Origin of the sequence: Micromonospora sp. NBC_00821 (genome assembly GCF_036347035.1) — a bacterium.
GTDB lineage: Bacteria > Actinomycetota > Actinomycetes > Mycobacteriales > Micromonosporaceae > Micromonospora > Micromonospora hortensis.
In genome coordinates this window covers 1,926,208-1,949,808 of record NZ_CP108880.1, presented here as the reverse complement: position 1 = coordinate 1,949,808, position 23,601 = coordinate 1,926,208, and the positions used below count along the sequence as shown (strand labels likewise).

At 72.1% G+C, this 23,601-nt stretch carries 23 protein-coding genes; 10 read left to right on the top strand and 13 right to left on the bottom strand.

Annotation, left to right across the window (positions count from 1 at the left end; translation table 11 throughout):
- Position 1: 1 nt before the first annotated feature.
- From OHB44_RS09065 to OHB44_RS09040, 6 genes are all read right to left on the bottom strand, one after another.
- Positions 2-2,710, bottom strand: coding sequence for an FtsX-like permease family protein (locus OHB44_RS09065; RefSeq protein ID WP_330440308.1), 2,709 nt, complete (start codon positions 2,708-2,710; stop codon positions 2-4).
- Positions 2,707-5,892, bottom strand: coding sequence for an ABC transporter permease (locus OHB44_RS09060; protein WP_330440306.1), 3,186 nt, complete (start codon positions 5,890-5,892; stop codon positions 2,707-2,709). Before OHB44_RS09060 ends, OHB44_RS09065 begins: the two co-directional genes overlap by 4 nt.
- Before the next feature lie 130 nt (positions 5,893-6,022).
- Positions 6,023-6,187: a hypothetical protein gene (locus OHB44_RS09055; protein ID WP_238683323.1), complete on the bottom strand. Its 165-nt coding sequence runs from the start codon at positions 6,185-6,187 to the stop codon at positions 6,023-6,025.
- Entirely contained in the window at positions 6,184-6,399 is a 216-nt protein-coding gene (locus OHB44_RS09050; RefSeq protein WP_030336216.1) for a helix-turn-helix domain-containing protein, read from the bottom strand. The genes OHB44_RS09055 and OHB44_RS09050 overlap by 4 nt, the downstream gene beginning before the upstream one ends.
- Positions 6,399-6,833, bottom strand: a complete 435-nt coding sequence (locus OHB44_RS09045) for a DUF2975 domain-containing protein (RefSeq protein WP_258400826.1) — start codon at positions 6,831-6,833, stop codon at positions 6,399-6,401. The genes OHB44_RS09050 and OHB44_RS09045 overlap by 1 nt, the downstream gene beginning before the upstream one ends.
- Before the next feature lie 106 nt (positions 6,834-6,939).
- Entirely contained in the window at positions 6,940-7,554 is a 615-nt protein-coding gene (locus tag OHB44_RS09040) for a YdeI/OmpD-associated family protein (RefSeq protein ID WP_330440304.1), read from the bottom strand.
- Between the two features lie 138 nt (positions 7,555-7,692).
- Here OHB44_RS09040 and OHB44_RS09035 point away from each other — a divergent pair, with 138 nt between their 5' ends.
- Positions 7,693-8,541 carry an MBL fold metallo-hydrolase gene (locus OHB44_RS09035; RefSeq protein WP_238683326.1) on the top strand — a complete coding sequence of 283 codons (849 nt, stop codon included), beginning with the start codon at positions 7,693-7,695 and terminating at the stop codon, positions 8,539-8,541.
- A complete protein-coding gene (locus OHB44_RS09030) occupies positions 8,538-8,993 on the top strand; it encodes a MarR family winged helix-turn-helix transcriptional regulator (protein WP_238683327.1) in 456 nt (151 codons plus the stop codon). The genes OHB44_RS09035 and OHB44_RS09030 overlap by 4 nt, the downstream gene beginning before the upstream one ends.
- A gap of 28 nt (positions 8,994-9,021) precedes the next feature.
- Here OHB44_RS09030 and ligD read toward each other — a convergent pair whose 3' ends face one another.
- Positions 9,022-10,059: a non-homologous end-joining DNA ligase gene (gene ligD, locus OHB44_RS09025; protein ID WP_238683328.1), complete on the bottom strand. Its 1,038-nt coding sequence runs from the start codon at positions 10,057-10,059 to the stop codon at positions 9,022-9,024.
- A 47-nt stretch (positions 10,060-10,106) separates the two neighbouring features.
- On the opposite strand from ligD, the gene msrB reads away from it, so the two are divergent.
- Positions 10,107-10,511 (top strand): peptide-methionine (R)-S-oxide reductase MsrB, encoded by a 405-nt coding sequence (gene msrB, locus OHB44_RS09020; protein WP_091400676.1) that lies wholly within the window; start codon positions 10,107-10,109, stop codon positions 10,509-10,511.
- A gap of 43 nt (positions 10,512-10,554) precedes the next feature.
- On the opposite strand, the gene OHB44_RS09015 is transcribed toward msrB, so the two are convergent.
- The 3 genes from OHB44_RS09015 to OHB44_RS09005 form a co-directional block, all read right to left on the bottom strand.
- On the bottom strand, positions 10,555-11,169 hold the full coding sequence (locus OHB44_RS09015; protein ID WP_238683329.1) for a DUF305 domain-containing protein: 615 nt from the start codon (positions 11,167-11,169) through the stop codon (positions 10,555-10,557).
- Between the two features lie 64 nt (positions 11,170-11,233).
- A complete protein-coding gene (locus OHB44_RS09010) occupies positions 11,234-11,974 on the bottom strand; it encodes a lytic polysaccharide monooxygenase (RefSeq protein ID WP_238683330.1) in 741 nt (246 codons plus the stop codon).
- 108 nt (positions 11,975-12,082) lie between these two features.
- Positions 12,083-12,358, bottom strand: a complete 276-nt coding sequence (locus OHB44_RS09005; RefSeq protein WP_238683331.1) for an isoamylase early set domain-containing protein — start codon at positions 12,356-12,358, stop codon at positions 12,083-12,085.
- 156 nt (positions 12,359-12,514) lie between these two features.
- Between OHB44_RS09005 and OHB44_RS09000 the strand changes: the two genes are divergently transcribed.
- The 3 genes from OHB44_RS09000 to OHB44_RS08990 all read left to right on the top strand — a co-directional run bounded on the left by OHB44_RS09000 (position 12,515) and on the right by OHB44_RS08990 (position 14,502).
- On the top strand, positions 12,515-12,775 hold the full coding sequence (locus OHB44_RS09000) for a Prokaryotic metallothionein (protein WP_124815255.1): 261 nt from the start codon (positions 12,515-12,517) through the stop codon (positions 12,773-12,775).
- Positions 12,776-12,846: 71 nt separating this feature from the next.
- Complete coding sequence (locus OHB44_RS08995) at positions 12,847-13,302, top strand: GNAT family N-acetyltransferase (protein WP_238683332.1); 456 nt, start codon at positions 12,847-12,849, stop codon at positions 13,300-13,302.
- A gap of 117 nt (positions 13,303-13,419) precedes the next feature.
- Entirely contained in the window at positions 13,420-14,502 is a 1,083-nt protein-coding gene (locus OHB44_RS08990; RefSeq protein ID WP_442932659.1) for a lytic polysaccharide monooxygenase auxiliary activity family 9 protein, read from the top strand.
- Positions 14,503-14,699: 197 nt separating this feature from the next.
- On the opposite strand, the gene hemQ is transcribed toward OHB44_RS08990, so the two are convergent.
- The 3 genes from hemQ to hemE are packed head-to-tail and all read right to left on the bottom strand — an operon-like array spanning position 14,700 to position 17,911.
- Complete coding sequence (gene hemQ, locus OHB44_RS08985; RefSeq protein ID WP_196921722.1) at positions 14,700-15,401, bottom strand: hydrogen peroxide-dependent heme synthase; 702 nt, start codon at positions 15,399-15,401, stop codon at positions 14,700-14,702.
- Positions 15,398-16,807 carry a protoporphyrinogen oxidase gene (gene hemG / locus OHB44_RS08980; RefSeq protein WP_330440299.1) on the bottom strand — a complete coding sequence of 470 codons (1,410 nt, stop codon included), beginning with the start codon at positions 16,805-16,807 and terminating at the stop codon, positions 15,398-15,400. Before hemG ends, hemQ begins: the two co-directional genes overlap by 4 nt.
- Positions 16,808-16,813: 6 nt before the next feature.
- Positions 16,814-17,911: a uroporphyrinogen decarboxylase gene (hemE, locus tag OHB44_RS08975; RefSeq protein ID WP_330440298.1), complete on the bottom strand. Its 1,098-nt coding sequence runs from the start codon at positions 17,909-17,911 to the stop codon at positions 16,814-16,816.
- Between the two features lie 138 nt (positions 17,912-18,049).
- On the opposite strand from hemE, the gene OHB44_RS08970 reads away from it, so the two are divergent.
- The 4 genes from OHB44_RS08970 to OHB44_RS08955 all read left to right on the top strand — a co-directional run bounded on the left by OHB44_RS08970 (position 18,050) and on the right by OHB44_RS08955 (position 23,539).
- Entirely contained in the window at positions 18,050-18,622 is a 573-nt protein-coding gene (locus OHB44_RS08970; protein ID WP_091400652.1) for a DUF3000 domain-containing protein, read from the top strand.
- A gap of 95 nt (positions 18,623-18,717) precedes the next feature.
- Complete coding sequence (locus OHB44_RS08965) at positions 18,718-20,046, top strand: ribonuclease D (RefSeq protein WP_330440295.1); 1,329 nt, start codon at positions 18,718-18,720, stop codon at positions 20,044-20,046.
- Positions 20,047-20,285: 239 nt separating this feature from the next.
- Positions 20,286-21,482, top strand: coding sequence for a thiolase family protein (locus OHB44_RS08960; protein ID WP_091400648.1), 1,197 nt, complete (start codon positions 20,286-20,288; stop codon positions 21,480-21,482).
- Entirely contained in the window at positions 21,479-23,539 is a 2,061-nt protein-coding gene (locus OHB44_RS08955) for a 3-hydroxyacyl-CoA dehydrogenase NAD-binding domain-containing protein (RefSeq protein ID WP_330440292.1), read from the top strand. The genes OHB44_RS08960 and OHB44_RS08955 overlap by 4 nt, the downstream gene beginning before the upstream one ends.
- Positions 23,540-23,601 lie beyond the last annotated feature (62 nt).

Genomic DNA, 23,601 nt, shown 5'->3' with positions numbered 1-23,601 from the left:
CTCAGCTCTCCTCTCCGAGCCGAAGCACCTCTCCGAGGCGCAACCGGCGATTGTTCAGGGCCTCGACGGCGACCGCGAAGCCGAGGGCGACCGCCCCGAGCGCGAGCACCGCGGCGACCAGGCTGGGCTCGAACGCCACCCGGACGGGCACACCACTGGTGAACGCGGACAGGCCGAGCACCGGGTTGAGCAGTAGGGGCAGTACCGCACCGACCAGCGCGCCGGTCAGCACCGACACCGCCACCAGCGGGGTCAGCTCGACCAGCAGCAGCCCTCGCCACTGCCGGCGGGAAAGGCCGAGGGTGCGCAGCCGGGACAGCACCTGACCCCGGGCGCGCGCGCCGGCCAACACGGTGAACGCGATGGCCAACAGCCCGAGCACTGTGCCGCCGACGGCGCCGGCCACGAACCCGAAGGCCAGCACCCCGTTCGCCCCGCCCTCGCCAAGGTCCCGGCGCACGTCCGTCCGGGTGTCGACGGTGACCCCGATCATCCGTTCCCGACCGGTGACCGTGCCGTCCCGCTGGTAACGCTCCTGCCCCTGGTCGCCGGCGACGCGCAGCGCCTCGGCGTCCAACGAGTCCCCGGCGATCAGCAGGCTGGTCGGCACGGGTGTGGTGGTACGCGTCGGCAGGGCCTGCCAGGGCAGGACCACGAACCGACTGGCGTTCGCCGCCAGCATCGGGAAACCGTCCTGCGTGCCGGCCACCCGGAACTCGTACCGCTGGCCCTGCACCGAGATGAAGGCGGAGTCGTCCAGCCCTGCCTTGGCCAGGTCGGCGGCGACCGCCGGTGAGACGATCGCCGGCAGCGGACCGGGGCCGGGCGCGGCGGTGCGCAGCGCGGCCGGAATCGACAGGTCCACCTGGGAGTCGCGGGCCACCTTGTCCAACCCCGACCCGTCGACCAGCAGCACGTCCGTCTGCCCGATGAAGGCGTCGGTGCCGACCTCGTCGGACGCGAGCCGCTCGTCGTCCTCGTACAGCACCCGGGTGACGGCTCGGACCCCCGGCAGCCGGCCCAACTCGTCGATGGTGTCGGGTGCGAAGCGCTCCCCGCGGATCACCGCGTCGGCGGGCACGATCTGCGCGGCGGCCCGTTCCCTGCTCGCGTCGACGCCGGCGGCCACGACCGCGCAGAACGCCGCGGTGCCGATCGCCAGCACCACCACGACCAGCGGGGCGGCGACCGCAGCGCGGCCGGCGCGGGCCGTGCCGAGGAAGGCCACGCTGCCCCGGGTCCGCGCGGCCAGCCGGCTGACCAGCAACAACGGCCAGGGGTACGCGCGCAGCGCCAGCACCGCCGCCGCGACCGCGAGGAGCACCGGCACCGACACGAGCAGCGGGTCCACCTCGCCGAGGGTCAGACCACGCCGGCGCAGCAGCACCGCCGCGAGCCCGGCCAGGAGCAACAGGGAGACCTCGACGGTGAGCCGACGGGCCGACGGGCGCACCCGGATCAGGTCCCGGCGAGCCGCTCCGCCAACCGGTACGGCAAGCGTCGCCAACGGCAGTGCCAGCGTGACCAGCACGGTCACGCCGATGACGTACGGCGTGGTCGGATCCGGGGCACCGGGGAACAGCGTGCCCAGCCACCAGCCCAGCACGGCGGCGACCGGCACCACCAGCACCGACTCGGCGAGGCTGCGCCGGGCGCCGGCGGTGGCCCCGCCTCCACGGGCGCGCAGCAACGCGAACTCCGAGCGACGTCGTCTGGTGGCGAGGCTGGCCGCGAGCACGATGAGCCCCGCCAGGGTGGCCAGGACGCCGGCCGCGATCACCGCGAGCAGCGTGCGGACGGCGTCGATCTGGGCGGCGAACGCGCGCAACGGAACGTCGGCGCCCTGGGTCAGGGTGAGCCCCGTCGGCTGGTTGCGCTGCATCACCTGCAGGCCGTCGATCATCTTGTCCAGCTCGCGTGCGTCGATCCGGTCGACGCCCAGTCGGTACCGCCAGTTGGACTGGATCGCCCAGCCCTCGGCGGCCCGCTTGTTGAGAGGCGACTGCGCGACGACACCGACGATGACGAACGGCTGCCCATCACCCTGCGGTTCGATGATTCGCAGTAGCTGTGGGAGCCCGTCCCAGATGCCGTTCGCGCGGTCGACGGGGCGGAACAGCCCGGTAACCACCAGCGGGTCACCGTTGATGAGTCTGCCCTTGTCATCGGTTCTGCCGATGCGCAGTTGGCTGCCGGCGCGCAGGTTGAGCTTGCGGGCCACGTCGACGTCGAGCGCCACCTCGATCGGCCGGTCGGGAACATAGGTCTCGCTCGGCCACGCTCCCTCGACGAGGGTGCTCGCGCCCTGGATGTCGGGCATGGCCCGCAGGCCCATGTCGACCAGCAGGTTGCGGGCTGCCAGGTCCGGTCCGACCACGCGGGCCTCTGCGGTCTCGACGCTGTACCACCGCTCGGTCACCGCCGAGCGCACCGGCGGCGGCATCTCCGCGGCCAGGGCGTCGAACCGTTCGGCGGCGTCGCCCATCGCCGTCCGCCGCGACGTCGCGGGCTCAAGGCTTGTGGTGTACGAGATGTCCCGGCGGGCGGCCGGCTCGCTGTTGAGTTGTGCTCGCAGCCCCTGTTCGGCGAGCCGGTTGACCAGCCGGGGCACTCCGCTGATCAGCAGCGTGACCACCAGGGTCAGCACCGCCAGCAGCAGAAACTGCCCCCCGTACGCCCGGACCCGCCGGACGGCCGCCCCGACGCTCATCGTTCTCCCCCGATTCGCAGCTGCACCGCCGCCACCCGCTGACGGATGCCGGTGGCGATGAACGCGCTGAAGGCGAGCGCCGCCAGCAGCAGGCCGACCGCGGTCAGGCCGATCGGCACCCAGGGCAGCACGAACGCCGCCGGGGGTGTCGGCCGGCCGGCGGCCGGGGTGAGGATGACCAGTGGGGCCATCGTCGCGCCGACCGCAGTGCCGAGCAACAGCCCGACGCCCACGCCGATGCCGGCGAGGAACGTCTGTTCGGCGAGCAGCGCCCGGGCCATCAGCCGGGGCGTGGCGCCGAGGGTGTGCAGGACCGCGAACTCGCCGAGCCGACGCCGGGCGGTGGCCCACACGTCCACCATCAGGCCGACGAGGGCGAGCAGCACCGCGCCGAGCGCGGCGGCGAGCATGCCGGTACGCGAGCCGCGCCAGTACGGGTCGCCGGCGGCCGCCTCGATGGCCGCCTCCCGGTTGAGCACTGTGACGCCCGGGAGTGCGCTGACCGCCTGGGCGGCGGCGTTCGCGTCGGCGGCGCCGACCCACCATTCCGGTACGGGTCGCACCGCGCCGCTGCTCCGGATCATCGCGTCGACCGCGGCCGGAAGGTCCAGCAGGACGCCTTCGCCGGTGGTGGCCGGCACGGAGTCCAGCTCGCCGACCAGGTGAACCGGCAGCGTCGCCCCGGAGAGGGTCAGGTCGACGGTGTCGCCGACGCGCAGGCTCAGCGCGTTGCGGACCCCGGGCGTCATCAGCACCGGGATGGGCTTGTTGTCTCCGCCCGGCACGACAGCGAACCGGGTGGGCGGCTGGTAGGCGAACTGCCCGCCGGGGATCACGTCGACCGCGCGGGCTGCGGCGAACCCGGCGCCGGTGGTCCGTACGGGCATGGGCTCCTGCCCGAGGGCGGTCACGGCCCAGTCGCCGCCCAGTTCGGTCGGTTGCTTCGTGCCGTCGGCCTTGACCACCGTCAGCCCGTCCACCTGGAGCTCGTAGGAGTTGCCGGCGGCCAACCCACCGTCGGCCTCGAAGCCGGCCAGTCGTAGCCGCGCCCCGCCCAGGTCGGGCAGTCGCGCGGTGAACGGGGTGGCTCGGCCGTCGCTGTCGGCGTTGGCCGCCGGCAGCCGCAGGGCGAGCCCGTCGGGGGTGGTGAGCAGCAGCGTCACCGCGACCTTCAGCGACCGGGCGGCATTGCTCACCGGGGTACGGATCGTGCCGGTGATCTCACGCGCTCCGGCGGGCAGTTCGACGCCGGCTGGCTCTCCCCGCGCGCCGACCATCCTCCGGTACTGCTCCGACGCCGATCCGTCGGCGAGACGGTCGGCGAGCCGGACGACGCCCGGGGCGCTGGCCGGGTCGACAGCGATCACCGTCGCTGGCAGGTTCTCCCGTCCGACCCGGATCTCGTCCCGCCACGCCGGCAGTACCCGGTCCACGCTCGGCAGCGCGGCGATTTCACCGCCCCGGGTCGGCGGGGCGCCCCCGGTCCGTTCGGTCACCCGGAGGTCGGCGCCGACAGTGTGGCCGGCCTGCTCGACCTGGGACCGCTCGCCGGTGCTGATCAGCGACCAGGCCAGTGTGCTGCCACCGACGGCGAGGGCGAGCAGCAGCACCGGGCCGGCGTGGGGACGCCGGCCGGCCTGCCACATGCCGAACATGGTGGCGGTCCAGGGACGTCGGTCGACGAACCGCTCCGCGAACCGGGTGAGCGGCGGAAGCACCCGCAACGCCAGCACGGCACCGGCCAGCACACCGAGCGTCGGGGCGGCGACCAGCAGCGGGTCGAGCCCGAGCTGGCCACCCGAGCCGGCCAGCGGGGAGGCGTACCGGCGTAGCTGCACCCAGGCGAGCACGGCGAGCGCCACGAGCACGAGGTCGACGCTGGCGCGTTGGACGCTCGCGGCCCGGTTGGGCCGGGATCGGGCCGCCATGTCGGCGACGTACGTCCCGGCGCCCCGCAGCGTCGGCAGGACCATGGCGACGAGGCAGCCGGCCGCGGTGGCCGCTGCCGCCGCCCAGACCAGTGTGGTGTTGCCGCCGGCGGTGTAGAGGTCACCCGACCCGCCGGGTCGGATGTACCGCAGCGCCTCACCGGCGATCAGTGGACCGAGCACGGCGGCCGGGGCGACCACCAGGGTCGCCTCACGGGCGGCCAGGCCGGCCAACTGCCGACGGGCGGCGCCGCGGGCGCGCAGCAGCGCGGTCTGTGGGCGACGGTCCTCGTGCAGCAGCGCGGCGACCAGCACCAGCGCGTACCCGGCGAGCACCAGGATGAGCAGCAGCGGGGTGGCCAGCGACGAGCGACCCACCAGGTCGGCGCGGCCGATCCGGTCCAGCAGCTGCGGCATCTTGGTCACCGTCTGCCCGGAGCTGCCCAGTTGGGCGGCCTCGGGTACGGCAGTGATCGCCTCGGTGAGGGCTCTCCGAACGGTGGGCAGGTCGGCGGTGTCGACGGTGCCGAGGTCCGGTTGGGCCAGCCAGGACGCCGACACCGAGCCCGGGAAGGTGGCCGCGAAGTCGGCCGGGTCGAGCGTGAACGGCCCGTAGGAGGTGCCGGAACTGGCGCTGCCGGTCCCCACGCCGGGGGCCAGCAGCCAGTACGCGTCCGCCGGGTCGCGGGGCCGCCAGGTGCCGGCGAGCACCAGTTCCCCGCGTCGTTCGGTGGCCCTGTCGCGCACCGGGACGCGTTCTCCGACGGTCAGGCCGAGGGTGCCGGCGACCCGCTCGGGCAGGCTCACCTGGACGGGGTTCGCTCCGGGGGTGGGCCAGGCTCCGGTGGTCAGCTCGGCGTGGCTGGCGAGGTCGGTGAACGTGGCCAGGTTCGCGAAGACCGGTTCGTCGGCCGTCCGCGGGATCTGCCCGAGGTCGCCGGTCAGTTCCCGGCCGGTGCCGTAACGGGCTGCGGTGACACTGACCGGGACGCCGCCGAGCCCGGTGGCGAACTCGGCTCGGACCGCCTTGTCCCGGGTCGCGAACTCGGCCGCGTCCCGCCCACCCGAGCCACTGACCAGAAGGCCGCGCTCCTCGGCGGGCGAGGCGGCGACCAGTGCCCGCTGCCCGGCGTCCACCGCCCGACGGTTGTAGTCGGACAGCCCAGTCACCAACGCGACGGCGACGAGGGCAGCGATCACCGCCGCGACCAGCAACCCTCGCGCCTCGCGGGCCCGCCTCCACACCAGCTTCATCCGACGCCTCCCCTGGCCCTGACGGGCCGACGACCATCAAGACAGGCGACCTACCGGGAAAGGTTCGCGCCCGTTACATGATCGTTATTACGGGAGGGGTCAGCTCGCGCCGGCCAGTGCGCCTGGGCGACTAACCGCCACCTCGGAGGTTGCGGATGCCGAAAACGACCGCGCCGAGTACGAGCACGACGCCCAGGAGTTGAAGGCCCGGCGAGTCGTCGGCCTCCCCGTGCACGATTCCGGCGACGCCGAGGGCGACCACGAGAACGGCGGCGACGGTCAGGACGTACTTCATGGGGTTTCCTCCTCGACCCACTCCAGCAGGTCTCCGGGCTGGCAGTCGAGCACTCGGCACATCGCTTCGAGGGTGCTGAAGCGGACCGCCTTGGCGCGGCCGTTCTTCAGCACCGCCACGTTGGCGGGGGTGAGCCCGACGCGCTCGGCGAACTCTCCGACGCTCATCTTGCGCTTGGCCAACTCCACGTCGATGCGGACGACGATGGGCATCAGATCACCGCTTCCATGTCGGTCCGCAGGGTGGTGGCCTGCCGCAACAGCGCCCGCATCACCACCATGAGAAGCCCCAGCACGCTGACGCCCACCGTCAGCAGGAACAGCAGCAGCGGCAGCCCTGGGTCGTCCGCGTTGAACCCCACGTAGAGGAAGACACCTACGAGCACCACCCACGCGGCGGCGATGGCCCACACGATCGCGTCCACCCACTTCAGGGACGCTTCGGTGAAGATGCGGTCACTCTTGACCAGGCTGAGCAACTTCCACGTCGCGACGATGACGACCTGGACGCACAGCACCCAGAACACCGCCACGACAGTGGCCGGCCACCGGAGGTAGGCGTCCTGCGGCGATTCCGCGGCCATGTGGGCGAACTGTCCGGGCAGGGAGAAGGTCTGAAACAGGACCAGGACTCCGAACAGCACCACGAGGAAAACTCTGAGAGCGGCAACCGCTCGATGCTCCGTAACCATGCATCGAGTTTCGCTCGTTACCTATCGAAAGTCAATCGGTTGCCGGGACATTGACGCCCGCTCAGGACGACGTCGGCCCGGGTGCCGGCCTCGCCTTCTGGGGATAGAACGTCTCGTGACGGGCCAGCATGGCGACGAATTCACCGATCTTGCGCTCGCGGGTCTCCGCCCGCTTGACGGCATTGAGGCGATGGATGAGAGCGAACCGGTTGGCCTTGGTGAGCACGTTGAGCATGGCCTGGGCAGCGGGCTCGACGGCGATGGCGGCGAGCAGGTCGGCCGGCACCTCCGCCTCCGACGGCGGGGCGTAGGCGGCCGCCCACCGCCCGTCCGCCTTCGCGGCGTCCACGGCGGCGCGGCCCGCCGGCAACATCCGCCCCTGCTCCTCCAACCGGGCCACATGCCCGACGTTGCGCTGGGACCAGGAACTGCGGGGCCGACGCGGGGTGAACCGGATCCAGGACGACTCCTCGTCCCGCTTGCGCGCCTGCCCGTCGATCCAGCCGGCGCACAGACCCTCGTCGACCGCCTGCTGCCAGGTCACCGTCGTGACAGTGCCACCCTTCCTGGTCAGGGCGAGCCAGACGCCGGGCGACGTGGCGTGGTTGGCCGACAGCCACGCGCGCAGGGCGTCGGCGTCCGCGACGATCAACTCATCCAGCTCTGTGCTCGCCATGACGGCAGGCTAACCGCTGGCGCCGACACCGCGGCTCCGCTGGTCGGCCGGGCCAGACCGAGGCGCGCCGATTCTCGAGACTTCAGAGGGGGGGGGGTTCATCTGGCGTCAGACGATCTGGCGTCGTACGATCGAGCCGTGAAAACCCTTCCTGCCCCCGAGCCGTGGACGGCCGCCCTTCCCGAGGCGACACCGCCACCCGACATGGCGATCCATCAACTCCCCACGGGCACCTACGAGACGCGGGCGGCATTCGCCCTTCGCGGTGGCTCGTTCCGTGACAAGCGGCAGTTCGCCGCCACCGCCATCCTCGTGCGGCACCCGAAGGGCGACTTCCTCATCGACGCCGGCTTCGGAGCCGACGTCGCGGCGCACGTCGCCATGCAGCCGCGCTTCGCCCGCGCCCCCTTCCAGAGCACCCGAACCGTGCGTGAGCAGCTCGACGACAGCGGTTACGACCGCACCAGGCTCCGCGGGGTGTTCCTGACGCACTCGCACTGGGACCATGCGAGCGGCCTCGACTCGCTCGACATCCCCATCTGGATGAACAGAGGCGAGCTCGAGTACGCCGCGAGCGACGGTGACGGAAAGGTCTTCCGCGCCGTCTCGCCCGGCCACGAGATCCGCGAATACTCCTTCGACGGCCCCGCGTACCTCGGCTTCTCGGCGAGCTTCGACGTCCACGGCGACGGGTCCCTGGTGCTGGCGTTGGCCGGCGGCCACACGACGGGATCCGTTGTCGCGTTCGTGACCCTCCCGTCGGGGCAGCGCTACGCGTTCATCGGCGACCTCACCTGGCAACTGGACGGAGTCCATCGGCGGGTGGAACGCCCCTGGCTGCTACGGGCCCTCGCCGACAGCGACGCCGAACAGGTGCGGCAGGGCATCCTGCGATCGGCCGCGTTGACCGAGCTGATGCAGGTCGTCCCCGCCCACGACCGGCGCGCCTACGAGGGAATCCCGCTGTTGTCGGGTGCGGCGCGATGACCGCCGGACCGGCGCCGTCGCTCGACTCCGAGATCACCTGGCTGTTGCACCGCGCCGCCCAACGGATGCACGTGGTGACCGGCGAACAGGCCGAGAGGCATGGCCTGCACCTGCGGGACTACATCGTGTTGAGCGCGTTGGACAAGACACCCGGGCTGACCCAGGTCGAGCTGGCGAGGACCCTCGGGCTCGACAAGACCACGCTGATGACCCAGCTCGATCGACTCGAGCAGAAGAATCTCGTCGTACGTCACTCCGATCCCCGCGACCGCCGGCTGCGCATTCCGGCCATCACCACCACCGGCGAGGAGGTACGCACGCGGGTCGCCCACGCCAGCGAGGAGGCGGAGCGGAACGCGATGGCCGGCTTCAGCCAGGCCGAGGTCGACACGTTCCGCCGAATGCTGTTCGCGATCATCGGCACGGCGGTGGACCCGGGGTCGTGCCTGTGATGCTCGGCGAGCACAGACAGCTCGGTGCTCAGGCGGTCTCGTCGCCACTGGTGCGCTTGGCGCGGCTCGGCTGCACCCGTTTGGGCTCGCCGGGCATCTTCGGGTGGTCCGGCGGGTACGGCATGTCGCCCTGGCCGGCGGCGGCGTCCCGCTCGGCCCACTCCAGCAGCGGGGTGATATCCCACGGTGCGTCGTCGATGCCGGCGTGCGGATCACCTCGCTCGGCGAGCCGGGCCGGCACGGTGCGCAGGTCGAAGTCGTCCGGGTCGACGTCGGGTAGCTCGTCCCAGGTGACCGGGGTCGAGACGGTGGCCCGCGCGTTGGCCCGCAGCGAGTACGCGCAGGCGATGGTGCGGTCGCGCGCCATCTGGTTGAAGTCGACGAAGACCCGGGTGCCGCGTTCCTCCTTCCACCAGGCGGTGGTGACCAGGTCGGGGTTGCGGCGCTCCACCTCCCGGGCCAGCGCGATGGTGGCCCGGCGCACCTCGGTGAACGTCCAGCGGGGTTGGATGCGCAGGTAGACGTGCACGCCCCGGCCGCCGGAGGTCTTCGGCCAGCCGGTCGCGCCCAGCTCGTCGAGGAGCGCGCGGACCTCGCCGGCGGCCCGCGCGGCGTCGGCGAAGTCGGTGCCGGGCTGCGGGTCCAGGTCGATGCGCAGCTCGTCGGGGCGGTCGACGTCGGCGGCCCGCACGGGCCACGGGTGGAAGACGATGGTGCCCATCTGCGCCGCCCAGGCCACGTGCGCCAGATCGGCCGGGCAGAGCTCCGCCGCGTTCCGACCGCTCGGGAAGGTGATCTGCGCGGTCGTCACCCACGGCGGCACCCCCCGGGTGGGCACCCGCTTCTGGAAGAACGCCTCGCCCTCGACGCCCTCGGGAAAGCGTTGCAGCGTGGTCGGTCGGTCCCGCAGGGCGCGCATGATCCCGTCGCCGACCGCGAGGTAGTAGTGGAAGACGTCCGACTTGGTGAACCCCCGCTGCGGGAAGATCACCCGATCCGGACTGCTCAGGCGGACGGTGTGCCCGGCCACCTCGACCTCTGCGGCCGCAGCCTTGGTGCCACCCATCCCGCGACCTTATGCCACGCCCCCGACGTTCGACGTACCGTTGACGGGTGAGTCTTGACGACAACGAACTGCCCCGTACCGACGAAGAGTGGCGGGTCCGACTGACCCCCGAGGAGTTCCACGTTCTACGGGAGGCCGGCACCGAACGCCCGTGGACGGGCGAGTACGTGGACACGAAGACCCAGGGGGTCTACCACTGTCGCGCCTGCGGGCTGGAGCTGTTCTCCAGCGACACCAAGTTCGACTCGCACTGCGGTTGGCCGAGCTTCGACGACGCCATCCCGGGCCGGGTCAAGGAAATCGAGGACCGCACCCTCGGCATGGCCCGTACGGAGATCCGCTGCGCGCGCTGCGACAGTCACCTCGGGCACGTCTTCCACGGCGAGGGCTTCACCCCGAAGGACACCCGGCACTGCGTCAACTCGGTCTCCATCAAGCTGGAACCCCGCTGACCCGGGCACTCGGGGCGTAACCGCGCTCACTGCACGACGGCGCTCAGGGCGTACCCGTACCCCTGAGCAGCTCGACCTCGGCGGTCCGGGACTGTTCGATCCGCCGGGCCAGGTCGCGGACCTGCTCGTTGCGGCCGACGCCGACGTGGGATCGGGCCAGGTCGGCGGCCGATCGCTGGTGGTCGGCGAGCACGTCGCGCAGCACGCGGTCGACGTCCGCGTCCGGCGCGATCCGCAGCCGGTCGAGCGCGGCGTCGTCGCCGTGCCCGTCGTGGTGGTGTGCGGCCGCGCTGGCCCCCGGGCCGGTCGTGGGCAACCAGCCGCGCATGGCGGCCAGTTCGTCGGCCTCGGTCGCCTCGACGGCGGCGGCCAGGGTGCGCAGCGCGTCGTCGCGCACCCGGTCCCGGGCCAGCCGGACGATCTGCAGGGTGCGTTCGCTGTGCCCGACCATGGTGCTCAGGAACACCACGTCGATCCCGCTCATGGCATCCGCCTCGATCGGGGAGCCGCCGCCCGCGGACCCGGCCGCCGCAGAGCCGGCCGGGGACGCGGGGGTCGGCTGCGGCAGGGCCGACGGGGTCGACGTGGGCGGTCCAGCGCAGGCTCCGGTGAGCAGCAGGGCCGCGACGAGGGACGCCAGCGGGGTACGACGGGGCATGCCGGTTGCTCCGTTCACGCGAGGACGGCGACACGGGTGCGACCAGGAGGCCGCACCCGTGCGGTCAGACCTGGAGCCAGAGCGCCGGTACGTTCGGCGGCTCCCAGCCCGGGATCGCTGTGTGCGCCTGCCGGCAGCGGTACGTCGCTCCGCCGTAGGTGACCTGGTCGCCGACCTGGTACGCCCGACCTGTCGTCCAACTGCCGCCCGGTGCGGGCGGAGTGGTCGGCGTGGCGGTCGGGGTGGGCCGTGGGGTGGGTGAGGTGGTGGGGGTGGGCGTCGGGTTCGACCCTCCGCCGCCGATCTGCACGTCGATGCAGGAGTAGAAGGCGTTCGCCGTGTCGGAGATGTTCCACACCGCGAGGACCTTCTGCCGGCCCGAGAAGCCGCCGAGGTTGACGTTGTGCGAGACGGTGGCGCCCGGCTGCTGGTTGTTGCCGTTGACCACGCCGACCCGGGTGTTGCCGATCCAGTACTCCCAGTTGCTGGTGGCGTGCCGGGCGGTGTTCACCCAGGTGAAGGTCAGCGAGGTGCCCACCGAGGTGGCCGGCCAGCCCCGACTGTCGTCGTTGAGGACGGCGAACTGGGCGATTCCGGCGTTGCAGCTGCGTAGGCCCTTGGGGCCCTCGACGCTCTGCGGCTCGTACTTGATCTGCCCGCAGTCGGGCACCCGGCCCTGCGCGCAGAGCGCCTGCCGGCTCGGTGGGGCGGAGACGTAGCCGTGCGCCTGCGCGGGGGCGGCGACGGTGAGGGTGGCGGCGACGGCGCCCGCCGCCACCAGCGGGACGGTGATTCTTCGACGCATGGGGGCAGCTCCTTCTCCAGGTCCGGTGAGGTGCCCTCAAGGTAATTTAAACATTGTTAACAGTAAAGACTCTCATCGATAAATCCATCGATGATGGCAGTTTTCTTCTCAGAGCCTGAGCAGGCTGCCCCGGTCGTCGACCTGGTCGGCCGACTCGTCGTCCAACCAGACGCCACCGGTACCGAGATAACGGAACCGGTACTCCCCCGGCGGCAGCTTCACTGTCACCGTCCTGGTGCCGTCGCGGCGGGCCACCAACTCGTGCCGACCCGGCTGCCAGCCGTTGAAGGAGCCGACGACGCTCACCGGGCCGGGCGGGACATCGCGGGGCAGACAGAAGGTGACCCGGGTCTGGTTGCCGAAGAGCCTGTTGCGCTTGATCACGGTGATCCTCCGGGGGTTGCGGCGGTTCACCAGGCATAACGGGCAACACGCCGACGCCGACACGCCGCAGCCACGGCCAGGCGTCGACGTTCCGCCCCCACGTCGGGGCCATCTGAGCGATTCTGTAGGCACTTGTCCTTGTAACGGAGGTTTTCGGTGGCAACCTGCGAGGTCTGCGGCAACGACTACTGGATGGCGTTCGAGGTGCACACCGTCAGCGGCGACGTGCACACCTTCGACTCGTTCGAGTGCGCGATCCACCGCATGGCACCGATCTGCGAGCACTGCCAGGTCAAGATCGTCGGGCACGGTGTCGAGGTCAACGGCCGCTTCTTCTGCTGCGCGCACTGCGCCCGCGCCGTCGAGGGCGCTGTGGGTGCGGAGATCCGCGACGCCGTCGGCGCCCGCCCGGCCTGACCGCGCCCGCCCCGCCGCCGCCACCTACCTCGCACCCGACCGGGGGAACCCGCCCGACCTACCATCGGTGAATGCCCCAGCAGACCACCGAACTCCGGACGGCCTCCTTCGCCGACCTGAACGCCCGCACACTCCACGACCTGCTCAAACTGCGCATCGACGTGTTCGTGGTGGAACAAAACTGCCCGTACCCGGAGCTGGACGGGCGGGACGTCGAGCCGGGCACCCGGCACGTCTGGCTCACCGACGGCGGCGCGCCGCTGGCGTACCTGCGGATTCTGGCCGACCCGGACGGTGTCGCCCGGATCGGTCGGGTCGTGGTGGCCCCGACGGCGCGCGGCGGCGGACACGCCGGCCGGCTGATGACGGCGGCGCTCGAGGTGGTGGGCAACCGGCAGTGCGTGCTGGACGCCCAGTCGCACCTCGTCGCGTTCTACACCCGGCACGGCTTCACGGTCAGCGGGCCCGAGTACGTCGAGGACGGCATCCCGCACACGCCGATGCGACGCGAGGCCATTGACGGTTGACGATCGACCTGGCATGGTGCCGGGTAGAGCCATCGCGGGAGCCAGCGATCAGGCACGGGAGTGGGCACTCCCGGCGATCCGGGTGTCGACGTCCGACCTCATCCCCCCGGGGGCTCCATGTCCACTCTCGCCCGATCACGACGCGTGCTCTGGCTGTTCGCCATCGTGGCGACCACCACGCTCCTGTTGACGACCGCAGTAACCACCATGCGGGCCGATCCCGCCTCTGCGCACGGTTCGGTCGTCGACCCGGCCTCGCGTAACTACGGCTGCTGGCAACGTTGGGGCAGCGACTTCCAGAACCCGCGGATGGCCACCGAGGACCCGATGTGCTGGCAGGCCTGGCAGGCCGACCCCGCCGCCATGTGGAACTGGAACGGCCTGTACCGCGAGGGTGTGGGAGGCAACCACCAGGCCGCCGTCCCCGACGGCCAACTGTGCAGCGGCGGACGCACCCAGAGCCCGCGCTACAACGCGCTGGACACCATCGGCGCCTGGAAGACCACAGCGGCGTCGAACAACTTCCGGCTCCGCTTCGTCGACCAGGCCCGTCACGGCGCCGACTACATCCGGGTGTACGTGACCAAGCAGGGCTTCAACGCCGCCACCCAACCACTCGGCTGGGGCAACCTGGAGTTGGCGGGCCAGATCGGCAACACCCCCGCCTCCCAGTGGAGCCCGGACCCCAGTGGTGTCTCGATCCAGATCCCGGTGAGCGCGCCGGGCCGCACCGGACGGCACATCGTCTACACCGTCTGGCAGGCCAGCCACCTGGACCAGTCGTACTACCTGTGCAGCGACGTCGACTTCGGCGGCGGGTCGACCACCCCACCCACCGATCCCCCGCCGACGACCCCGCCGCCCACCACTCCCCCGCCGACCACCCCGCCGCCGGCCGGTGCCTGCACGGCGACGTACCAGGTGACCGGTCAGTGGTCCGGCGGCTTCCAGGCCGACGTGAAGGTGACCGCAGGTGGCTCACCCACCCAGGGTTGGTCGGTGAGCTGGAACTACGGCAACGGCCAGCAGGTCACCTCGTCGTGGAACGCGACGGTCAGCACCAACGGCACGCTGGTCACCGCACGTAACACCAACAACAACGGCACCCTTGCCGCCGGAGCGAGCACCACGTTCGGTTTCCTCGGCTCGTGGAACGGCAGCAACCCGGTTCCGCTGGTCTCCTGTACGACGACCAGCTGATCCCCGGCCGGCGCCGCACCCGGGCGGGGGTGCGGCGCCGGACGGCGGGAAATGCGGTGGTGCCCAGGGTCCGCCCGGGCCCCCTCGCCTTGCCGCGATCTTGCACTTTCGGTTGCCCGATCGCGGCTTATGGCCGTTTCGCCGGGACAGAAACTGCAAGATCGGCGGAGTGGGGGGCGAGGGAGGGCAGGGCGGGGTCAGACCAGGCAGTTCACGATCTCGGCTACCGAACGGCGGCGGCCGGTGTAGAACGGGACCTCTTCGCGGACGTGCCGGCGGGCGCCGGAGGCGCGCAGGTCCCGCATCAGGTCGACGATCCGGTGCAGTTCGTCGGCCTCGAAGGCGAGCATCCACTCGTAGTCGCCGAGCGCGAACGAGGCGACAGTGTTGGCCCGCACGTCCGGGTAGCCGCGGGCCATCTTGCCGTGCTCGGCCAGCATCTCGCGCCGCTCGGCGTCGGGCAGCAGGTACCACTCGTAGGAGCGGACGAACGGGTACACGCAGATGTAGGGACGAGCCTCCTCACCGGCCAGGAACGCCGGGATGTGGCTCTTGTTGAACTCCGCCGGCCGGTGCAGCGCCATCTGCGACCACACCGGGGTCAGCGCCCGACCCAGTGTGGTGCGGCGGAACCGCAGGTAGGCGTCCTGCAGCGCGTCCGGGGACGCGGAGTGCCACCAGATCATCACGTCCGCGTCGGCACGCAGCCCGGAGACGTCGTACACGCCCCGAACCACGACGTCCTTGCCAGCCAGCTCGTCGAAGAGGGACACCACCTCGCCGGTGACGTTGTCCCGCAGCGACGGCAGCGGGGAACTGGCCCGGAACACCGACCACATGGTGTAGCGGATGCTGTCGTTCAGCTCCCGCAACCGGGCCGCGTTGGTCTGCTCGGTCATCTCGCCGATCCTCCCAGTGCTGTGATGATCTCTTCGGCCGCCGTCTCGCCGGAGCGGACGCAGACCGGAATGCCGACGCCGTCGAAGCCGGCGCCGGCGAGGACCAGTGTGGGGTGCGCGGCCCGCAGCGCCGTCCGCGCGGCACCGAGCCGGTCGGCGTGCCCCGGCGCGTACTGCGGCAGCGCACCACCCCACCGCTGCACGTGCCCGTCGACCGGGGCGGGCAGCGGGGTTCCGAGCACCGCCGACAACTCCCGGTGCACGGTGGCCGCCAGGTCCGCGTCGGGGCGCTGAAGGTGCGCCTCCTCGCCGTACCGGCCCACCGACGCACGCACCAGGGCCAACCCGTCCGGCCGGCCCAGGTGCCCCCACTTGGTGGTGAAGAAGGTCGCCGCCTTGATCAGCAGGCCCTCGGTGCTCGGCACCAGGAAGCCGGACAGCTCGGGCAGTCGCGGCTGCGGCAACGCCATGGTGACCAGCGCGACGCTCGCGTAGTCCAGCGCGCCGACGCCCGCCGCCACCGCCGGCGCGGGGCCGGAGAGCAGCCGCGCCGCCGGTCGCGCCGGCACCGCCAGCACCACGGCGTCCACGTCGACCAACTCGGGGTCGCGCGTCGGGCCGACAGTGAGCCGCCAACCCGTGTCGGTCGCTGTCAACTCGCGCACTGCGGCATCCCGCCGTATCGTCGCGCCACTGGCCGTCACCGCCGCCTCGACCAGGGTGCTGAGCCCACCGGCGAGGGTGCCGAAGACCGGGGCGCCGGGCGCACGCGGCGCGGCGGCCTGCGCGGCCCGGACCGCGCCGACCAGGGTGTGCTCCACCCGGGCCGTGCGGGCCAGCGCCGGCATCGTCGTGACCAGTGAGAGATCGTCGGCGCGGCCCGCGTACACGCCGCCCAACATCGGGTCGACCAGCCGCTCGACCACCTCGTCGCCGAAGCGGGACCGGACCAGCTCGCCCACCGAGATGTCCGCGTCCGGCCCGACCAGCGGCCGACCACCGTCGGTGTCGGCGTCCGCGGCCGGGCGGGCGACAGTGGCCACCCGCTCCAGATCCCCCGGTACGCCCACCAGGGTGCCGCCCGGGATCGGGCGCAGCCCCCCGTCGATGACCAGCGCGGCCTGCCCCACGGTGGGGTGCACGATCTTCTCGGCCAATCCGAGCCGGCGGGCCAACGCCACCGCCGCGCTCTCGGCGCCCGTCGGGTCGCGCATCAGGAACGACTCCGCGCCGAACTCCACCGGCTGACCAGCCAGCTCCCCGGTGCGCAGCTTCCCGCCCAGCACGCCGGACTGCTCGTACACGGTGATCTCGGTGCCGGCCGGTGCGCTGTCGCGCAGGCGGACCGCGGCGGCCAGACCGGCGATCCCTCCGCCGACCACCGCCACCCGCCAGGGCCGCCGCATTTCCGGTCAGCCCTGGTCGGCTCGGCGGCTGGACAGCTCGTGCACCAGTGCTACCACCCGGGTCAGCACCTCCGGGTCGGTCTCCGGCAGCACCCCGTGGCCGAGGTTGAACACGTGCCCGGGGGCCGCCCGGCCCTGCTCCAGGATGCGGCGCACCTCGGCCTCCACGACCGGCCACGGCGCGAGCAGCACGCACGGGTCCAGGTTGCCCTGCACCGCCTTGTCGGCGCCGATCCGGCCGGTGGCCACGTCCAGCGGCGTACGCCAGTCGACGCCGACCACGTCGGCCCCGGCCTCGCCCATCGCGCCGAGCAGCTCGGCGGTGCCCACCCCGAAGTGGATCCGGGGCACCCCGGCGTCGACCAGCCCGCTCAGCACTGTGGTCGAGTGCGGCAACACCAAACGGCGGTAGTCGGCCTCGGAGAGCGCGCCGGCCCACGAGTCGAACAGTTGCACGGCGGAGACGCCGGCCTCGATCTGCACCCGCAGGAAGGCCAACGTCACCTCGGCCAGCCGGGCGCAGAGCGCGTGCCACAGCTCCGGGTCGCCGTACATCAGGGCCTTGGTCTTGGCGTGGGTGCGCGACGGGCCGCCCTCGACCAGGTAGCTGGCCAGCGTGAACGGCGCGCCGGCGAAGCCGATCAGCGGGGTGTCGCCCAGCTCGACCACCAACTGCCGGACGGCCTCGTCCACGTACGAGACGTCGTCCAGGGTGATCAGGCGGATCCGTTCCACGTCGGCGGCGGTGCGAATCGGCTCGGCGACCACCGGGCCGGTGCCCGGCACGATGTCCAGGTCGATCCCGGCCGCGGCGACGGGCACCACGATGTCGCTGAACAGGATCGCCGCGTCTACGCCGTGTCGGCGCACCGGCTGGAGGGTGATCTCGGTGACCAGATCCGGGCGTCGGCAGGACTCCAGCATCGGCACGCTCGCCCGGATCTCCCGGTACTCCGGGAGGGAGCGGCCCGCCTGGCGCATGAACCAGACCGGGGTGTGCGGGACGGGCCGACGTCGGCAGGCCCTGATGAAGGGCGAGTCGGCCGGTCCGCCGGGGCGGGAATCTCCGTCTCGGGCGACAGTGCCCGTGGTGTCCGTGGTCATCGCCGCAATCGTGCCACGCCCGCCACCCCCAACCGGGTGGGGGTGAGAGGAAGGGCACCGTTCCTTACGCCCCGGTGCCCTTCGTGGGCGTCGGCGCGCCGTCGAAGCGGGCGACGGACGGCGGCATAGGCTGCCGACATGGCCCCCCCGATCGCGCTCCCGGAGACGTTCGCCCGCGCGGTCGCCGGGCTGCGGTCGGCCGCCCCCCGGCCGGAGATCACCCTGGAGGAGGTCGGCGCCCCCCAGCGGCTGGCCCCGTACGCGTTCGCGCTCGCCGCGACGGTGCTGCGCGACGACGACGAGGTGGCGACCGGTCGGCTGATCCTGCTGCACAACCCGGTCGGGCACGAGGCGTGGCAGGGCACCCTGCGGCTGGTCACCTACGTGACCGCCGAGTTGGAGGTCGATCTGGCCGCCGACCCGCTGCTGCCCGGGGTCGGCTGGACGTGGCTGACCGACGCGTTGGACGCCCAGGACGCCGGCCACCGGGCGATCGGCGGAACGGTGACGCAGACCATGTCGACCCGGTTCGGCGATCTCGCCGGGCCACCGACCATCGGTGACATCGAGATTCGCGCGTCCTGGACGCCGATCGACGACGACCTGACCCCCCACCTGCTCGGCTGGTGCGCGTTGCTCGCCTCCACCGCCGGTCTCCCCCCACCCGGTGTCACAGCCCTCTCCGACCGCCGCCCGGCCGGCGCAGCCTGACGTTCGGCCCTCGGGAGGACACTTTGCGGACACCTGATCGACACACGCCGGACCGGCTGCACCCGCCGGATCTCCGCGCGCACTAGGGTTGGCAGGTGACCGACGAACCACCCCTGCGCCGTCGGCCCACCGAAGAACTTCCGGGAAACGCACCCCAGCACCCGCCGTCGGCCCAGCCGCAGCCGGCGGGCGAGGGGGCCGACCCGGCCGACGGTGGGCCCGTTCCGCTGATCGCCCCGCGTGACGGCACCCCCGATCCGGTGGCCGCCCCGGCCGAGCTTGCCGAGGTCGTGGCCCGCTTCGCGGCGGGCACCGGCCCGGTCGCCCTGGACGCCGAACGGGCCTCCGGCTACCGCTACAGCCAGCGCGCGTACCTGGTGCAACTGCGCCGGGCCGGTGCGGGCACGGCGCTGATCGACCCGCTGCCCCTGCCCGACCTCAGCGCGCTGGACGCGGTGATCGGTGAGGCCGAGTGGGTCCTCCACGCGGCCAGCCAGGATCTGCCCTGCCTGGCCGAGGTGGGGTTGCGCCCACGCCGCCTGTTCGACACGGAGCTGGCGGCTCGGCTGGCCGGCTTCGAACGCGTCGGGCTCGCCGCGCTCACCGAGCAGCTGCTCGGGTTCACCCTGGAGAAGCACCACTCGGCGGCCGACTGGTCGAGCCGACCGCTGCCCGAGTCGTGGTTGACGTACGCCGCCCTCGACGTGGAGCTGCTCACCGACCTGCGCGACGCGCTGGACGCCGAGTTGACCCGGCAGGGCAAGTCCGCCTGGGCCGCGGAGGAGTTCGCCGCGCTGGTCCGTACCGGGGCACGTCCGCCCCGGGTCCGGGCGGAGCCGTGGCGGCGCACCTCGGGCATCCACCGGCTGCGAGGGGCGCGGGCGCAGGCCCGGGTCCGCTCGATGTGGTACGCCCGGGACCAGATCGCTTCCCGGCGGGACGCCGCTCCCGGTCGGGTGCTGCCCGACTCGGCGATCATCGCCGCGGCCGAGTTGGACCCGAAGGACGAGAAGACCCTGCTGACCCTGCCCGGCTTCGGTGGCCGGTCGGTCCGTCGGCTGGCCCGCACCTGGCTCGCCGCGCTCGACGACGCCCGGCAGCTACCGGAGGATTCCCTGCCGGTCTCGCCGGCCGTGGAGGGCCCGCCCCCGCCGCACCGATGGGCCGAGCGGGACCCGGTGGCGGCCGGCCGGCTGGCCCGCTGCCGGGAGGTCGTGATCCGCATCGCCGGCGAGCACAACCTTCCGCCGGAAAACCTGATCACTCCGGATTCGGTCCGCCGACTGGCCTGGACCCCGCCGGAGGAGATCACCGAGGAGTCGGTAGCGGAGACCCTGCGTGGCCTCAACGCCCGCGAGTGGCAGATCGGCCTCCTCACCCCCGACCTGACCGAGGCCCTAACCCCCAAAACCCCCACCCCCTAACCCACCCCACCCGCTGTTGATCATGAAGTTATTGCGATCCGCGTCGGCGTGTCGTGACAACAACTTCATGATCAACGGTGGGGGCGGGGTGGTGTGGGGTGGGCCACAGGTGGGGGTGGGGACGGGGTTGGTTACTGGCGAGTAGCATTCGAGGGAAACGTGCCCGTGTCGCCGACCCTTGTTCGGTCCGACGTGCCGCCCGGCGCGACGGCCGAATCACGGTCGAATAGGAGGCTCAAGTGCCCCGTGAAGTTCGCGACGTCGTCTTCGTCGACGGCGTCCGTACCCCGTTCGGCAAGGCGGGTGGCATGTACGCCAACACCCGCGCCGACGACCTGGTGATCCGCTGTATCCGGGAACTGCTGCGCCGCAACCCGCAGTTGCCCCCGGAACGGGTCGAGGAGGTCGCCATCGCGGCCACCACCCAGATCGGCGACCAGGGCCTCACCATCGGCCGCACCGCCGCCCTGCTGGCCGGGCTGCCCAAGACCGTTCCCGGCTTCGCCATCGACCGGATGTGCGCGGGGGCGATGACCGCGGTCACCACAGTGGCCAGCGGCATCGCCATGGGCGCGTACGACATCGCCATCGCCGGCGGCGTCGAGCACATGGGCCGCCACCCGATGGGTGAGGGCGTCGACCCCAACCCGCGCATCATCGCGGAGAAGCTGGTCGACCCGTCCGCGCTCGTGATGGGCTCCACCGCGGAGAACCTGCACGATCTGGTCCCGCACATCACCAAGGCACGCACCGACGCGTTCGCGCTCGCCTCGCAGCAGAAGACCGCCAAGGCGTACGCCAACGGCAAGCTCCAGGACGACCTGGTGCCGATGTCGATCCGCGACGCGGAGGGTGGTTGGGGTCTGGCCACTGTGGACGAGGCCCCGCGGGACACCTCGCTGGAGAAGTTGGCCACCCTGAAGACCCCGTTCCGCCCGCACGGCAAGGTCACCGCGGGCAACGCGGCCGGCCTGAACGACGGCGCCACAGCGAGTCTCCTGGCCGACGAGGCCACTGCCCGCGAGCTGGGTCTGCCGGTCGCCATGCGGCTGGTGTCGTTCGGCTTCGTCGGAGTCGAGCCGGAGGTGATGGGCGTCGGTCCGATCCCGTCGACGGAGAAGGCGCTGCGCCTCGCCGGGCTCAGCATCGACGACATCGGCCTGTTCGAGCTGAACGAGGCGTTCGCCGTGCAGGTGCTCGCCTTCCTCGACCACTTCGGCATCGCCGACGACGACGCGCGGGTCAACCCGTGGGGTGGTGCGATCGCCATCGGTCACCCGCTGGCCTCCTCCGGCGTGCGGCTGATGACGCAGCTGGCCCGCCAGTTCGCCGAGCACCCCGAGGTCCGCTACGGCCTCACGGCGATGTGCATCGGCATCGGCATGGGCGGCACTGTCATCTGGGAGAACCCGCACTGGGAGGGTGGCAACAAGTGAAGGCACCGAACGAGGTCGTCACGCGGGCGCTGCTGCGCCAGGTGAACGTGCCAGGGCTGGACCGGCCCGCCGCCCTGATCACGCTGGACAACGGCTTCGACCACACCAAGCCGAACACCTTCGGCCCGGGTGGGCTGGCCAGCCTGGACGAGGCGATCACCGCCGCGCTCGCCGCCGACCCGGCGTTCATCGCGGTCACCGGCAAGCCGTACATCTTCTGCGTGGGCGCGGACATCGTGGGGCTGCCGCAGCTCGCCGACCGCGCGCAGGCGCTGGAGATCGGCCGGCTCGGCCACCGGGTCTTCGCCCGGCTCAAGGACAGCAGCGTCCCCACCTTCGCGTTCGTCAACGGCGCGGCGATGGGCGGTGGCCTGGAGTTGGCGCTGCACTGCCACTACCGGACGCTCTCCGGCGGCGCGGCGGCCCTCGCGCTGCCCGAGGTCTCGCTCGGTCTGGTGCCCGGCTGGGGTGGCACCCAGTTGCTGCCGAACCTGATCGGCATCCCCGCCGCGACCCAGGTGATCATCCAGAACCCGCTGATGCAGAACAAGATGCTCAAGCCGAAGCAGGCGGCCGAGCTGGGCATCGCGGACATCCTGTTGGAGCCGGCGGACTTCCTGGAGCGGTCCCTGGAGTGGGCTGCCGGCGTGGTCCGGGGTCAGGTCACAGTGACCCGGCCCGAGGTCGACAAGGACATGTGGGCGGGCGTGCTCTACTTCGCCCGGGAGACGCTGAACCAGCGGCTGCACGGCGCGGTCCCGGCCGCGTACAAGGCGCTCGACCTGCTGGAGACGGCGAAGGACGGCGACTTCGCCGCCGGCACCGCCGCCGAGGACGAGGCCCTCGCGGACCTGGTCTTCTCCGAGGAGCTGCGCAGCGGCCTGTACGCGTTCGACCTGGTGCAGCGGCGGGCCAAGCGCCCGGCCGGCGCACCGGACAAGGGCCTGGCCCGCACGATCACCAAGGTCGGCATCGTCGGCGCGGGTCTGATGGCCAGCCAACTGGCGCTGCTGTTCGCCCGCCGCCTCCAGGTGCCGGTGGTGATGACCGACCTCGACCAGTCCCGGGTGGACAAGGGCGTCGGCTACGTGCACACCCAGATCGAGAAGGCCGTCACCAAGGGCCGGATGGACAAGGGCACCGCCGCCAAGCTGTACGGCCTGGTCAGCGGCACCGTCGACAAGAGCGCCTTCGCCGACGCGGACTTCGTCATCGAGGCGGTCTTCGAGGACCTGGGCGTCAAGAAGCAGGTCTGGGCCGAGTTGGAGAAGATCGTCTCGCCGGAGGCGGTGCTCGCCACCAACACCAGCTCGCTGTCGATCACCGAGATGGCCGCCGAGTTGGAGCACCCGGAGCGGGTCGCCGGCTTCCACTTCTTCAACCCGGTGGCGGTGCTGCCGCTGCTGGAGATCGTCCGCGGCGAGCGCACCGACGACGTCACCCTGGCAACCGCGTTCGCCGTGGGCAAGCAGCTCAAGAAGTCGAGCGTGCTGGTCAAGGACGCTCCGGCGTTCGTGGTGAACCGGCTGCTCACCCGCTTCCTGGGCACCGTCTTCGCCGCCGTCGACGCGGGCACTCCACTGGACGTGGCGAACAGCGCACTGGACCCGCTGGGCCTGCCGATGCGTCCGCTCGCCCTGCTCCAGTTGGTCGGGCCGGCCGTCGCGTACCACGTGGGCGGCACTTTGCACGCCGCGTACCCGGACCGGTTCTCCGTCAGCGAGAACCTCAGGCGGATCGCCGACTCGGGCCAGCCGCTCGTGGTCGACGACCAGGTCAACGAGGAGGTCGCCAAGCTGCTCGTGGTCGGTGACCAGCCGCTGACCGCCGAGCAGGTACGCCAGAGCGCCCTCGACGCGCTCGCGCAGGAGATCCGGCTGATGCTGGACGAGGGTGTGGTCGCCGAGGCGCAGGACATCGACCTGTGCATGATCCTGGGCGCTGGCTGGCCGTTCCACCTGGGCGGCGTCACGCCGTACCTGGACCGGACCGGCACCTCCGAGCGGGTCACCGGCCAGCGGTTCCTGCCGCCGGGTGCGGCGAGCCTGCCAGCCTGACGAGATCGCAGCACCACAGTCGCGGTGGTCGGACCGTCCCCGATGGACGGACCGACCACCGC

What these genes read in the sequence shown, in the direction of transcription:
- OHB44_RS09065 (WP_330440308.1), bottom strand. Translation starts at nt 2,710, where the DNA reads ATGAGCGTCGGGGCGGCCGTCCGGCGGGTCCGGGCGTACGGGGGGCAG.
- OHB44_RS09060 (WP_330440306.1), bottom strand. Translation starts at nt 5,892, where the DNA reads ATGAAGCTGGTGTGGAGGCGGGCCCGCGAGGCGCGAGGGTTGCTGGTC.
- OHB44_RS09055 (WP_238683323.1), bottom strand. Translation starts at nt 6,187, where the DNA reads ATGAAGTACGTCCTGACCGTCGCCGCCGTTCTCGTGGTCGCCCTCGGC.
- OHB44_RS09050 (WP_030336216.1), bottom strand. Translation starts at nt 6,399, where the DNA reads ATGCCCATCGTCGTCCGCATCGACGTGGAGTTGGCCAAGCGCAAGATG.
- OHB44_RS09040 (WP_330440304.1), bottom strand. Translation starts at nt 7,554, where the DNA reads ATGGCGAGCACAGAGCTGGATGAGTTGATCGTCGCGGACGCCGACGCC.
- OHB44_RS09030 (WP_238683327.1), top strand. Translation starts at nt 8,538, where the DNA reads ATGACCGCCGGACCGGCGCCGTCGCTCGACTCCGAGATCACCTGGCTG.
- ligD (WP_238683328.1), bottom strand. Translation starts at nt 10,059, where the DNA reads ATGGGTGGCACCAAGGCTGCGGCCGCAGAGGTCGAGGTGGCCGGGCAC.
- OHB44_RS09015 (WP_238683329.1), bottom strand. Translation starts at nt 11,169, where the DNA reads ATGCCCCGTCGTACCCCGCTGGCGTCCCTCGTCGCGGCCCTGCTGCTC.
- OHB44_RS09010 (WP_238683330.1), bottom strand. Translation starts at nt 11,974, where the DNA reads ATGCGTCGAAGAATCACCGTCCCGCTGGTGGCGGCGGGCGCCGTCGCC.
- OHB44_RS08995 (WP_238683332.1), top strand. Translation starts at nt 12,847, where the DNA reads ATGCCCCAGCAGACCACCGAACTCCGGACGGCCTCCTTCGCCGACCTG.
- OHB44_RS08990 (WP_442932659.1), top strand. Translation starts at nt 13,420, where the DNA reads ATGTCCACTCTCGCCCGATCACGACGCGTGCTCTGGCTGTTCGCCATC.
- hemQ (WP_196921722.1), bottom strand. Translation starts at nt 15,401, where the DNA reads ATGACCGAGCAGACCAACGCGGCCCGGTTGCGGGAGCTGAACGACAGC.
- hemG (WP_330440299.1), bottom strand. Translation starts at nt 16,807, where the DNA reads ATGCGGCGGCCCTGGCGGGTGGCGGTGGTCGGCGGAGGGATCGCCGGT.
- hemE (WP_330440298.1), bottom strand. Translation starts at nt 17,911, where the DNA reads ATGACCACGGACACCACGGGCACTGTCGCCCGAGACGGAGATTCCCGC.
- OHB44_RS08970 (WP_091400652.1), top strand. Translation starts at nt 18,050, where the DNA reads ATGGCCCCCCCGATCGCGCTCCCGGAGACGTTCGCCCGCGCGGTCGCC.